This window comes from Arcobacter rhizosphaerae, from assembly GCF_049472155.1.
GTDB lineage: Bacteria > Campylobacterota > Campylobacteria > Campylobacterales > Arcobacteraceae > Arcobacter_B.
In genome coordinates this window covers 146208-159609 of record NZ_JBMOVW010000006.1, presented here as the reverse complement: position 1 = coordinate 159609, position 13402 = coordinate 146208, and the positions used below count along the sequence as shown (strand labels likewise).

Genomic DNA, 13402 nt, shown 5'->3' with positions numbered 1-13402 from the left:
TTGACAAAGTCAAGTTTTTTAATTTTACTCTCTTTTCTTACAGCTTCAATAGCTACTATGGGAAGTCTATTTTTTTCTGAAATTATGCAGTTTGTACCATGCAGTATGTGTTGGTATCAAAGAATCTTTATGTATCCATTAGTTTTAATTTTTCTTGTTAATATTTTGTATCCTGATGATAAAGTATTTAAATATGCTATGCCTCTTGTTTTAGTAGGGCTATTTTTTGCTATTTATCATAATTTACTAATGTTTGGAATTATTCCTGAAAGTGTAGTACCTTGTGTACAAGGTGTGCCTTGTTCTACTGAATACATAAATTGGCTTGGGTTTATCACAATTCCATTTTTATCTTTAAGTTCTTATCTTATTATTTTTATCTTGCTTTTATTACATAAAAAAGGATTAAAGAATGAAAAATAAATCAATTGTATTAGTATCGCTTGCTATATTATTTGCTGTTTTTACAGCTTTAGTTATCTCTTATGAAAATAAGTCAAATCAAAATATTGAAAAGCTTTCTTATACAAGTACACCTTTTATTAGAGAACACTCTACAGTTTTTGGGGATAATAAAAAAAATGTATATGTTGTAGAATTTATAGATCCTGAGTGTGAATCTTGTGCTTTATATCATAAAGTGGTAAAAGAACTTTATAGAAATTATTACGAAGATATTCAAATAGTAGTTAGATATTTAGATAATCATAAAAACTCAAAATATGCAATTAAAATTCTAGAAGCTTCAAAAAAACAAAATATGTACCAAGCTGTTCTTGATAAAATTTATGAATCACAAGGAGTTTGGGCTCAACATAACAATGAAAAACCTGAACTTTTATGGGAAGAATTAAAAGATGTACCATCTTTAAACCTTAAAAAATTAAGAGCAGATTTTGAAAAAATCAATGTAGATAATATTTTAAAATTAGATAGAGAAGATGCCACTAAATTAAAAGTAAGAGGAACTCCTACTTTATTTGTAAATGGAGAAAAACTTAAAAGATTGTCATATAAAGATTTATTTGATTTAGTTGAGTCAAAACTATATAAATAGTAGTTTATTTTTGTATCAGTTGAAATATTATGCTTTAACTCTATAGATTATATAGTAAAAAAATTAAGAAAAAGAGTGTATACTAGTAATAATAATTAAGTTAAACATTAAAGGAAGCATTGATGGTATTTTTAGAAAACCTAAAAGAATTTTTTGCAGTTGCAAAGCAGACAAATTTTAATTTAGGAGAAATTTATACACAAACTCCAAATGGTGTATATAGTGTAGGGGTAGTTTTATTTATAATTTTATTAATTGTTGTGTTTTTTATTAGAAGATCTTTTAAAATCTCTTCAGCTGTAAAGTTAGCTTCACAAATTCAAAATTCTAAAGATGTTAATGAATATAATGAAAAATTAAATAAATTAGCACAAGAACTTCCAAAAAGAGGTTTAAAGGTTGCCCAAACTATTAATGCACAAAAAAAAGAAATTTTAGAAAAAGAACTAGAATTACTAAAAACTCTAAACATAAAAGAGAAAATTGAAAAGTATAAAGAAATATCATCAAAATACGAACTAATTGCTAAAAATTCTAAAAAATATGCAATAAATGATTTAACTTCATACTATGATGAAACTTCAAAGAAACTACTTGAGGTTAATCTAATAAAAGATATAAATGAGTATTGTGAAAATGCAAGATTTGATGAAAATGATGTTGAATTTGTAAATAGTATTGTAACTTATGCAAATACAAGCTCTAACCCAGATAAAATTATAAACCCAATGCTTAATAAAATAAACTCTTTTAGTTATGGATTTAACTTAGACTTAGTTAAATTTACAAAAGCACTTTCAAAAGATGAATCAAAACAAGTTTATGTAAACTGTACAGAAAAACTTTCAGATGTACTAACTTCAGGAGAAAATAAAGTATCAGAAGTAGTTTTATCTTATTTATTAGAAAAGGGATATAAAGAGGAAGTTTATTTACATATCTCAACTTTAAATAACCCAATATACCTAGAAGATTTATATTATAATCTATTTGCCCAAAAAAATGACATAGATTTAGATTTAGCTTTTGTGGCTAATAAAACTGAAACTAATGTAGATTATGCAAGCTTTATTGACAAAACTATTACTGATAATTGGAAAGATTTAAAACTTATCAAACATATCATTAATGCTCCTAGAGTTTTAGAAACAATAGGTCATGTAAGTTTTAGATCAGTTTTAGAAAGAATAGAAAAACTTGAAACACAAGAAGAAAATAATAAAGCAATTTTAGAAGCTTTACAAACTGCAAGAAGAGCAGAAGCCTTAGCAAAAGAAGCTAAAGATATAGCAAGGTCAAAATAGTATGGATTTTTTAACTTTAGTTTTAATACTTTTGATTATTTTAGCAGGATATTTAATATATAAGCAATTTATATTAAAAACTAGTATTAAGCCCACAGCTATGAAAAAAGATGAAATAATAAGAGAATATGAACTAAAGTTAGAACAAATAAAACAAGAGTATAAAAATGACGAGCAAAAATTAAAAGAAGAGAAAATGAAGTTTATTAAACAAGTAAATAATGAGCTATCAATGAATCTTTTTTTTGATGATGTCGAGGCAAAAAAAATTATACAACACTTACTTAAATAAATATTTATTTTCACATTTAGATTTTATTAATTAATCTTAACTATAATTTTAAAAATCAAAATTTTAGGACTAATATGAAAAAGAACTTTTTAATTGCAGGTATTTTATCATCTGCTTTATTATTTACAGGATGTGATACAAAAGATTCAATTGATGAGAGTATGGTAGCAAAGCCAAAAGATAAAAAAGAAATTGGAACAAATTTTGACTCTAAAGAGTTTAAACTTCAAACTGTTGATGGGAAAAGTATTGAATTAAAAACAACTCTTACAGGAATTGATTTCAAAGATTATAAAGGGAAAGTTGTATTAATTGATGTTTTTGCTACATGGTGTCCTCCTTGTATAAAAGGAATTCCTGATATGAATAAACTAAAAGAAAAATATGCAGGAGAGTTTGAAATCATTTCAGTTTTATTTGAAAAAGATAAATCGAAAGAAGAAATTCAAGAGTTTATAAAAAAACATAATATTCAATATCCTGTAACAATAGGTGAAGAAAATTTTAGATTTACAAAAGATTTAGGTGAGGTTTCAAAAGTACCTGAATACTATTTATATGATAAAGATGGAACTTATATTAAAAAGTTTGTAGGTGAAACAGATAAGTCTTTATTTGAAAGATATATAGATAAAGCATTAAATAATTAAGGAGAGTTTTAATTGAGATATGAGAATATGAGTTCATTTATTGTAATGGATATAGTAAGAGATGCGGCAGCTTTTGAAGATACAATACATTTTGAAATAGGACAACCTGATTTAAAACCAAGTGCAAAAGTAAAAAAAAGACTCTTAGAAGCAGTACATAATGATGAATTCTCATATACAGAATCAAAAGGTTTAGCTTCATTAAGACAAGAGATTGTATCTATGTATAAAAGAAATTACAGTGTTGATATAGATAAAGAACAAGTTATTTTAACACCTGGTACTTCAGGAGCTTTCTTAGTTGCTTATACTTTAACTTTAAAACATAATCATGTCTTAGGTTTATCTGATCCTTCATATCCATGTTATAAAAATTTTGCTAGTATGCTTGATATAAAGCCTTGTTTTATGCCAATTGATAAATCAACTGATTATGAATTAACTGTTGAGCATTTAAAGGATAAAACCCTTGATGCTCTTCAAATATCTTCCCCTTGTAATCCAACAGGAAATATTTATAAAAAAGATAACTTAAGACAATTAGTACAGTATTGTGATGAAAATAATATTTCTTTTATTTCAGATGAGTTATATCATGGCTTAACATACGAAAAAAATGCAAATACTGCTTTAGAGTTCAGTGATAAGGTTTTTGTAATAAATGGTTTTTCTAAATATTATTGTATGCCTGGTTTAAGACTTGGTTGGATTATAGTTCCTAAAGAACTTTCAAGACAAGCTGAAATTATTGCTCAAAATATATTTATTTCTGCTCCCACTTTATCTCAACATGCGGCACTTGAAGCATTTGATGAAGAATATTTACAAGAAGTAAAATCAATATTTAAAGAAAGACGTGATTTTTTATATAAAGAATTAAGTGAAATTTTTGAAATAGATGCAAAACCAGATGGAGCATTTTATTTATGGGCAAATGTTTCTAAATATACAGATGATAGTTTTAGTTTTGCTAAAGAACTTTTAGAAAGTATTCATATTGCTACAACTCCTGGTATTGATTTTGGTGCTAATAAAACAAATCAATATCTAAGATTTGCATATACAAGGGATATTGAACACATGAGTGAGGGTGTTCAAAGATTAAAAGAGTATTTAAAAACTAAGTATTAAACTATAAAATCTAAACCATTAATTAAGCCTGTCTTTCCATCTTCTTTTATATAAAAACTAGACTGTTTAAGGTGGGCAAATTTATGTTCTATAGACTGATGATAATCAAAACTAGTTTTGTTTTCTTTTAGATAAATTGCCCCAATTCCTGCTTGTGTTAAAGAGATCAATTTATCATCACCTTTATCATTTTTTTCCCAAATTACTAAATCTTTAAAAATTGAATCGTTTTCATCTAACCAATTGTTTTTATCCATATCATAAGTTCTTAAGTCATTAAAACCATTCCCACTTTTAGTTCCAAATAACTCACTGGCATTATCTATTGCCTTATTTTTGTTCTTATCTAAAGCAAGAAAACCTGCACCATCTCTTAAAAGAGGTATTCTTTCAACTTTTCCATCATTATTTAAATCAAAAGCAAATTTAAGTGTAGGATTTATATTGTCAAAACCATCTAAACTATCTTTATAGTTTATAATAAGTGGGTCTATAAACTTTTCATTTCCGAGGTTTAATTTTTCTTCATGTAGTTCTTGAAAACTTTTTGAAAAAGATATTGATAGGTCTATTTCAAACTCTTTATTTGAAGTTTTAACAATTGCTTTTGTGTTAAACTCTATACTATTTTCAAGTTGATATTGTGTTTTTGTGTGTAGTCTAAAACCCCAATTTACTTCATCATTTTTAAACTTGTCTTTTTTGTTTAAGAAGAAATTATTTTGTTTATTGTCATTTAGTTTAGAAGTAATCTCTTCTAATATTTGTTTTTTTATTTTATCTTCATTTGAAAGTTTTGATTGGTCATTTGATGCTAAGTATATGCCATTTAAATCAGCTATAACAGTAGTTTTAATAGCTTTTGTTTCTCTTGCACTTTTAAGCTCATTGATCCAAGATGCAGAGTTTATAGAACTACTTTTAAATGAGTTTGAAGTAGTGTTTATAGTAACTTCAGATGATTCAATTTTCATAATAAAGCCTTTTTGTATATATAAAAATTCTATTATAGCTTTATAAAAAGGAAGCTTAAATGTTTATATACTCCCTAGTAAGCTTTCAAGTTCTTCTAATGAATTTATGAAAAAATCAGCTTTAGAAAAGTCATGTTTTACAGTAAAATTATTATGAACTATAGCACATTGAATATTTGCATTTACAGCAGAACTAAGGCCTCTTTGTGAGTCTTCAATAACTATTGCTTCTTCTTTTTTTGCATTAAACTTTTTAAGACCTGCTAAATAAGGGTCGGGGTAGGGTTTAGCTCTTTTATATTCTTCTACACATAGACTAAAATCCATAAATTGGGTAATACCTCTGTTTTTATGAATTAATTCAAAGTCAACTCTTCTTGAAGTTGTAACAATTCCCATTTTATATTTTTTGGATAGTTTTTCTAATGTTTTTTTTACATTTGGAATTTCGATATCTTTTGTTATTAAAAAGTTTTGATAGTATTCATCTCTTTGAAATCTTTTATTATCAATTATTTGTTTTGAAATACCTTTTTTAAAAGCAAGTTCCCAAGCAGTACCACCTCTTGCCATTATTTCAAGATAAATATCAAGCTCAAGGGTTATTCCTAGTTGTTTTAAAGCAATTTTATTTGCTTCATAATACCATTTTTCTGTTTCTACAAGTACTCCATCATTATCAAATAGTATATATTTTTTCATATACTATTTTTTTCTTACCTTATCAAATTTATCAAATTCTTCATCATAGAAAATACCTAATTGACAATGAGTTACTTTTATATCTGAGTTTTTTATAGAAGAACCAACTTTTTTAAGAGTTGAACCTTTTTCTTGTGCTAGTTTCCAAGCAATTTCACATTGTACTTTTTTATTATTTGCTGAATTTTTTGCTAATGTATTATAAATATCATCATTCATTTGTGAAAATTTTAATTTACCAAAAACACCTAGCTCACAATTTGTTATTTTAATATTCATATCTTTTGCAATTTGTGCCATATTTTTAGGTTTAATACCCATTAGTTTAGCTGCTTTAAAAGCTCTTATGCAAGATAATTCGCCATTTTCATCTAAATTGTTTAAAACTAGTTGTTTTTGAGTAGAATCAAGTTTTACCATCTTATTATCAAAGTTCCTTATTATCATTAAATTGTAATTATATTTAAAAATATTTATATTATCATTATTTTTTAGCACAAATATTATACAGTTTTATATATTAAAATTAAGCATAAAAAAACAGAACGCCTAGGGGGTAGCGTTCTGTTATTGACTTGTATATTATTTGTAGGAGAGTCAAGTTGAAAAACTTGTATATCAAAATTAAGTCTTTTGCTTAATTTGTATTACAATTATAAACTCCGAAGATTAATCCTTTTTAAATAAATAGTTAACAATGAGTAAATAGGACAAGAAATATCCTAATTTAAATTATAAACTTTTAGGAATTGTAATTTTTACTTCTAAACCCTTGTTGTTTTCATCATTATATTTAAAAATTGTATTGTTTGCTTCAATAAATCCTTTTAAATGTCTTTTTACTAAATCTTGAACAATATATAAACTAAGTCCAACTCCAGAAGATTTTTTATCTTTTGTTGTAAAGTAGGGTTCAAAAATTTTATCAATATTAGATTTCTCAACTCCTTGTGCATTATCTTTTATTGTTATAATACAATCATTATGTTTCTCTTTTATATCTACGAATATTATTGGAGTTTTAATTTTTTTTTCTTTAATTGCTTCTATTGAATTATTTATTATATTGATAAGAATATGAATAATTTCTGTTTCATAAGTATATAAAGAACAGTTATGGATATTTTTTTCTATATGGATATTTTGTTCTTCAAATTTTTTTTCAAGTACACGTATGACTCTTTGAAAAGTATCTTCAATATTAAAGCTATTTTTCTGAGAACTTCTTAAAAAATAATCTCTAAACTCATCTATAGTTTTTGATAAATTTTGTGTAGTGTTAATAATTTTAGCAAGAGAATTATTATAAAGTTTTTTATTTTTTGAATATAAATTATATTCTATTTTCATACCACTAGCTACGGTTGAAATTAAAGATAAAGGTTGTCTCCAATGATGAGCAATATTTTCAAGTACATTACTTAATGAACCTAGTTTAGCTTGTTGTGTTATTAGATTTTCTTGTTTTTTAATCTCTTCTAATCTTAATGATCTATTTACAGCTAAAGAAACTAAGTACGAGAAAGAGTCAATAAGTTTAAGTTCAAACTTTGTTGGTTTTTTACTTTTTTTGTAATATATAGCAAAAGTACCTAAAACTTCATTGTTTTTAGTAAAAAAAGGTTCTGACCAACAAGCATTTAGGTTTAGAGGTTTTGTCAATTCTAAATAATCACGCCAATATGGATGAGTATTTATATCTTCAACAATAATTCTCTCTTTTGTGTAAGCAGCAGTTCCACATGAACCTACACCATGAGCAATAGTTAGTGTTTTTACTGCGTCATTATAGTATTTAGGAAGACTTTTTGTAAAACTTTCTTTGAATTTAGTTTTTTTATCATTTAAAAGTAAAATTGAACAAATCATATTTTTATTAATTTTTTCTGCTTCTGTAATAATAAAATTAAGAGTTTTCTTCAATGAATAATCTTTTAATATATATTCAAGAGTTTTTTGTGTGATTGTATGAAGTGATTCATACTCTTTTTCTTTGGTAATATCTTTTGAAATACAAATAATTGCTACAAGTTTATTATTTTCATCTAAAACAATATCTTTTTTAGATTCAAAGTAAACTTTTGTACCATCATTTAGAGTTAATATTTCACAAAAATTATGCTCTTTTTTAGTATCAATAACACTTTGGTCATTTTTTGTAAAAGTTAAAGCATCTTCATTTTCAAATAATTCTAAATCAGTTTTTCCAATAATTTCATCTTTTGTATAATTAGTATATTTACAAAAAGCATCATTACAAAGTATATATTTACCTTCAAGATCTTTAAAATATACTAAGTTTTCAAACAAATCAATAGTTTTTTTTTGATATAGATATTCATTTAATGTATTCATAATATTAATATTAACATATTTAGGTTGTATGTTCTTTGAATCTTTATTAAACATTAAAAAAGTAGCTATTAAACTACTTTTTTAAAGGGTTTAAATATTATAAGAAGTCTTGGAAGTAAAAGTAAAGCAGAAGCTAAAATAGTTGCCATTACTACTACTGTTAAAAGACCAAAATATATAGTTGGAATTAAGTTTGATAAAACTAGAATTGAAAAACCAACTATAACCACTAAAGATGTATAGTACATAGCATAACCGATACTTTCATGAGCTCTTTTCATGCTATTTAAATAGTTATGATCATGTTTAAACTCTTCTTTGAATCTATGGATATAGTGAATAGTATCATCAACACCAATACCAATAGATATAGCAGCAATTGTAATAGTCATAATATCTAAAGGAATATTTAGCCAACCCATAATACCAAATATGGCAGATATTGGAATAATATTTGCTAAAATAGCAACAACAGCAATTTTAAAAGATTTGAATAATATTAAAAACATAATAAACAAAATAACAATTACAAAGCCTAATGTATTGATTTGAGAATCAAATAGAGATTGAAGCATATTATTATATAAAATCATAAGATTTGATAATCTAAATGAAGTATATTCTGTACTTATCAATTCTTCTAAATCCTTGTTTATTTTATTTATAAGTTCATTTCTTCTTAATTGTGGATTTGAGTCCATGATTCTAACTGTAACTCTAGCTTCATTATTTTTTATATTTACATAAGGATTTAAAATGATATTTTTATACTCTTGAGGCAGTTTATTATAAAGTAAAGCTAAAGTAACACCATCTAAAGCTTCTCCTTCATTTAGTAGTTTACCTACTCTAAGTAATGTAGCTAGAGATTGAACTTTACCTATTTCATCTAAAGATTCTAAATATGTATGAACTTTTTTTATTGTTTCCATTTTATCTGCTGTAAACCAATATTGTTCATTATTAGTATCTTGTGAAAATTCATTTTCAAAATCATCAAAACCACTAAATTCATCATTTGTACTTTTTTGTTGTACTTTCTTATCTTCTTTGAATTTAATGATTACATCTAAAGGAGTAGTTCCTCCTAACTGTTCATCAATAACTTTCATCCCTTTATATATTTCAGTATCTTTCTTAAAATAATTAATAAAGCTATTTTCAACTATAAGTTTAGATGCACCAGTTAAAGAGAAAATCACAAGTATAATACTTGAAACAATAATAAATGAACCTCTTTTTTCAACTGTTTTAATACAAGTTGGGATAAGTGCAAAAGTGTCTTGTTTTAATTTTGCATTTTTTTCAGCTTTTTTTTGCAAGAAAATCAAAATAATAGGAAAAACAATAAATGCAATAATAAGAGATATCGCAATACCAGCACTCATCATTAAACCTAAATTTTTAACTGGCTGTATTTTTGATAAAACTAATGAAGCAAAACCTGTAATAGTAGTAAGAATAGCAAAAAAAGATGGATTTAATTTTGATAAAACTGTATTGATTACTAACTTATACTGGCTTGCATTTTTATATTTATTATTTAATTCTCTATATCTTACGATTAAATGAAGTACAATTGATAAAGTAATTATTAATTGTAATGAAATAAAATTAGAAGATATAACAGTAACTTCAAGGGAAAATAGGCCTAAAATACCTGCTGTTGATACAACAGAAAGTAAACATATAGTTATGGGTAAAACAACCCATCTAAGATTTTTGAAAATAATCCAAAGAATTGTGATAAGTAAAAAAACTAAAGTAGAACCATAAATTAAAAGGTCATTTTTAACATAACCAATAATATCATTGGCTATCATATTTATACCACCTAAAAAGATAGTACCATTTGAATCATATTTTTTTATGATATCTCTAATAGCTTGTATATCATGACTCTCTTTTGCTCTTGTAAAATCTCTATGTTTTTTAAACTCAATAATAGTTTTATTTAATAGCTCTTTCTCTTCATTTGTAATTTTACCCTCTCTTTTAAGTTTTAGTAAAGAGTTTCTTTTTTCAAGTAATGTTCTATATTTTTCATCATCTTTTAAACTTAAAACTAAGGCAGTTGTTTTATAAGTTTCACTTACTAAAGTATTTGTATAAAGTTCTGAATTTAAAAACTCTTTTTTTACAAGTTCTTTATTAAAGTTTCCATCTTCTATTTTATTAACTCCATCAACCAAACTTGCTATTGGTTTAACTGGCGATTGAAGAAGAGGAACATTTAAAATTGAGGTTACTTTTGTAATTGCATCGATTTGTAAAAAATCATCACTCATATTCTTAATTGTTTCAAGACTATTTGAAGATAATAAATCATCATTTGGACTAAAAGTTACAAGTAAAAAATTTGGGTTATGATATCTTTTACTAACTTCTCTAACAAATTTTAAATCTTTGTCATCATCTAAAAGTAAAGTTTCAGCAGAAGCGTCAATTTCAAGTTTTGTACTATAGTATCCTAAAATGCCAACTGCAAGTAATAAGCTTATTATTACTGCAATTGGATATTTAAAAATTATTCTGTCATAAAGTTTTTTAATCATCTATTTTTTTGTGTCTTTTAAAATCACAAGTAGTTCATCAAAAGTTTTTTCTTTTAAAAGTCCTGCAAATTGTTTTCTGTAAGTTTGCACAATACTAACACCTAATAAATCTACATCATAGATAAACCATTCATTACTTTTTCTATTTTGATAAAAATTATAGTTTATTTTATAAATTTCATCTTTTCCTACAACTTCTGTTTTTAGTTGTAATCTTGATTTTTTATATGGTGTTAATTCAAGAATTTTTACTTTTTGATCTGTGTAAAGTTCTAATTTGTCAACATAAGAGTTTTTAAGTTTATTCTCAAAAGCTTTTAAAAACTCTGCTCTTTGAGCATTATTTATTTTAAGCCATGTTTCTTTACCTAAAGAAATCTTACCCATAAGTTCATAATCAAAAACTTCATCAATTAAAGCAAAAATTTTATTTGCTTTATTTGTAGTATTTAAATCTTTTTGTTTTAAAACATCTAATGCACTATCAACTTTAGATGTCATTACACTTACTATTTCATCTTTTTTTACAGCACTTGCACTTGTAAATAGTGCAGTTATTAAAAGTAAAACTTTTAAAATATTTTTCATTACTTATTCCTTAATTTGTTGATTTCTTCTTTGTTCATATATATCTCTTAAGAAAGGATATAAATCTAAAGCATCTTTTTTGATATTTTCATATTGACCTAGTTTTAATGAAATACTATTAGTTGTTTTAAGACCCATAATTCCCATAGCTTCAAGATTATTATTTGGTATTTTATAAGGAATATCACTTGAACCTGTTGTTGAAATAGGACTTATATATCCATCTGGAACCATACTAAACATATCTCTTAAGTTTGATGGGCCTAAGATAGGCAATACTATGTGGAAACCACTTCCTACTCCATAATAACCAAGTGTTTGTCCAAAGTCTTCATCATACTGTTTCCAACCAAGTTCATTTGTAGCTGGATCCATAAATCCACCTAATCCCCAAAGACTATTTACTACAAATCTTCCAAGCTCAACACCTGCATTTTCAAATTTTAATTGAAGTAAATTATTTGTAAATCTTATGGGAAAAAGTAAGTTGTCAAAAAAGTTTGAGACACCAACTCTTACAGTTTGAGGTAATACATAAGCATAACCTTTTGCAATAGGATTCATTACATTCATAAATAAAAAATCATTAAATGTAGTCATAGCTCTATTGTAACCACTTAAAGGGTCAAAGACTTCCTTTTGTGTTTCTTGTGAAAACTCATTATCAAATTCACTTCCAAAGTCATCTTCATAAGAAGCAACTTTTTCTACAGTTGTAGTTTTTGTAGTTGCTGATGGATTTGGTGTTTGTATTTTGCCATTATCTTTTGTTGCACAAGCATTAAAAGTAAAAGCAATAATTATTGATAGAATAATACCTTTCAATTTATTTCCTTGCATTTTTATTAAATATTATATAAAAAAAATGTAGAAAATATGTTGAAGTAAAATATTATTAATTATTCAAGGTATTTAATACTTTTATTGCTTGAAGTGGATCTACTTGAATGCCATTTATTCTAAAAGCATAATGTAGATGAGGTCCAGTGATTCTACCTGTTGTTCCGCTGAGACCTATTTTTTGACCTTTTTTCACAAAATCACCCACTTTAAAATTCATTTTACTTAAGTGGTAATAACAAGAATAAACTCCGTGACCATGGTCAATTACTATAGAATTTCCTGCGTAAAATCTATTTTGAGCGATTTTTACAATTCCTGAATTTGAAGCAAAAATAGGTACTCCTATTTGTGCTCTAAAGTCTGTACCGCTATGATATGATTTAAGTTCATTGTTATAAACTCTTTTTGTTCCAAATGCACTTGTAATTTTGGAATTTATAGGATAAATAAAATCTTCTTTCCATAAAATTTTATCGCTTACACTTCTGTAAATATCCATAGCTTCTTTATATTCCCTTTTTGTTCTTTGAACTCTTTTCTTACTTGGTTTAAATATTGATTTTGAAACATTTATAGTTTCGCTTTTATATTTTCCATCTATTACATTTAGTTTTATTGATTTGAAATATTTTTTATTACTTTTAAAATAAGAAATAATAACTTTATACTTTTTTGGTTTTTTATAATATGAAATTGGTATTAAAGCATAATATTCATTTTTTTTAAAACTATTTTTTTTAAAATTTAGATTAAAAGGTTCTTTATCTAAAAGAGTTAATTTTGGTTCTTTTATATCTATTGCTTGAAGCCTTAAAAGTGCAGTTTGTGCATTTTTTATAGTGTTTTTTTCAAAGTATAGTTTAATCTCTTGTGCAAACATAAAATTGCATAATAAAATAAGTGTTAGTAGTTTTTTAATTATCATTCTAAATTGTAACAAAATCTTTTTTA

At 25.2% G+C, this 13402-nt stretch carries 14 protein-coding genes; 6 read left to right on the top strand and 8 right to left on the bottom strand.

Going from position 1 to position 13402, the window contains the following annotated elements:
- The 6 genes from ACH5BH_RS10935 to ACH5BH_RS10910 all read left to right on the top strand — a co-directional run bounded on the left by ACH5BH_RS10935 (window position 1) and on the right by ACH5BH_RS10910 (window position 4434).
- Complete coding sequence (locus ACH5BH_RS10935; protein ID WP_423298370.1) at window positions 1–423, top strand: disulfide oxidoreductase; 423 nt, start codon at window positions 1–3, stop codon at window positions 421–423.
- Window positions 413–1057, top strand: coding sequence for a DsbA family protein (locus ACH5BH_RS10930; protein ID WP_423298369.1), 645 nt, complete (start codon window positions 413–415; stop codon window positions 1055–1057). Before ACH5BH_RS10935 ends, ACH5BH_RS10930 begins: the two co-directional genes overlap by 11 nt.
- A gap of 122 nt (window positions 1058–1179) precedes the next feature.
- Complete coding sequence (locus ACH5BH_RS10925; protein ID WP_423298368.1) at window positions 1180–2361, top strand: hypothetical protein; 1182 nt, start codon at window positions 1180–1182, stop codon at window positions 2359–2361.
- A 1-nt stretch (window position 2362) separates the two neighbouring features.
- Window positions 2363–2653 (top strand): membrane protein insertase YidC, encoded by a 291-nt coding sequence (locus tag ACH5BH_RS10920; protein WP_404303669.1) that lies wholly within the window; start codon window positions 2363–2365, stop codon window positions 2651–2653.
- Between the two features lie 74 nt (window positions 2654–2727).
- Complete coding sequence (locus ACH5BH_RS10915; protein WP_423298367.1) at window positions 2728–3303, top strand: TlpA family protein disulfide reductase; 576 nt, start codon at window positions 2728–2730, stop codon at window positions 3301–3303.
- Between the two features lie 12 nt (window positions 3304–3315).
- Window positions 3316–4434 (top strand): pyridoxal phosphate-dependent aminotransferase, encoded by a 1119-nt coding sequence (locus tag ACH5BH_RS10910; RefSeq protein ID WP_404303671.1) that lies wholly within the window; start codon window positions 3316–3318, stop codon window positions 4432–4434.
- Here ACH5BH_RS10910 and ACH5BH_RS10905 read toward each other — a convergent pair.
- The 8 genes from ACH5BH_RS10905 to pgp3 form a co-directional block, all read right to left on the bottom strand.
- Window positions 4431–5408, bottom strand: a complete 978-nt coding sequence (locus tag ACH5BH_RS10905) for an SPM autocatalytic domain-containing protein (protein WP_423298366.1) — start codon at window positions 5406–5408, stop codon at window positions 4431–4433. The genes ACH5BH_RS10910 and ACH5BH_RS10905 overlap by 4 nt on opposite strands.
- Window positions 5409–5471: 63 nt before the next feature.
- Window positions 5472–6110: an HAD family hydrolase gene (locus ACH5BH_RS10900; protein ID WP_423298365.1), complete on the bottom strand. Its 639-nt coding sequence runs from the start codon at window positions 6108–6110 to the stop codon at window positions 5472–5474.
- 3 nt (window positions 6111–6113) lie between these two features.
- Window positions 6114–6530: a ModE family transcriptional regulator gene (locus tag ACH5BH_RS10895; RefSeq protein ID WP_404303674.1), complete on the bottom strand. Its 417-nt coding sequence runs from the start codon at window positions 6528–6530 to the stop codon at window positions 6114–6116.
- A 312-nt stretch (window positions 6531–6842) separates the two neighbouring features.
- Window positions 6843–8519, bottom strand: a complete 1677-nt coding sequence (locus tag ACH5BH_RS10890; RefSeq protein ID WP_423298364.1) for an ATP-binding protein — start codon at window positions 8517–8519, stop codon at window positions 6843–6845.
- Window positions 8520–8533: 14 nt separating this feature from the next.
- Entirely contained in the window at window positions 8534–11020 is a 2487-nt protein-coding gene (locus ACH5BH_RS10885; protein WP_423298363.1) for an efflux RND transporter permease subunit, read from the bottom strand.
- Entirely contained in the window at window positions 11021–11608 is a 588-nt protein-coding gene (locus ACH5BH_RS10880; RefSeq protein WP_423298362.1) for a Tgt2/MlaC family protein, read from the bottom strand.
- 3 nt (window positions 11609–11611) lie between these two features.
- Window positions 11612–12433 carry an MlaA family lipoprotein gene (locus ACH5BH_RS10875; protein WP_404303680.1) on the bottom strand — a complete coding sequence of 274 codons (822 nt, stop codon included), beginning with the start codon at window positions 12431–12433 and terminating at the stop codon, window positions 11612–11614.
- A 70-nt stretch (window positions 12434–12503) separates the two neighbouring features.
- On the bottom strand, window positions 12504–13376 hold the full coding sequence (gene pgp3, locus ACH5BH_RS10870) for a peptidoglycan metallopeptidase Pgp3 (protein WP_490372060.1): 873 nt from the start codon (window positions 13374–13376) through the stop codon (window positions 12504–12506).
- Between the last annotated feature and the right edge of the window lie 26 nt (window positions 13377–13402).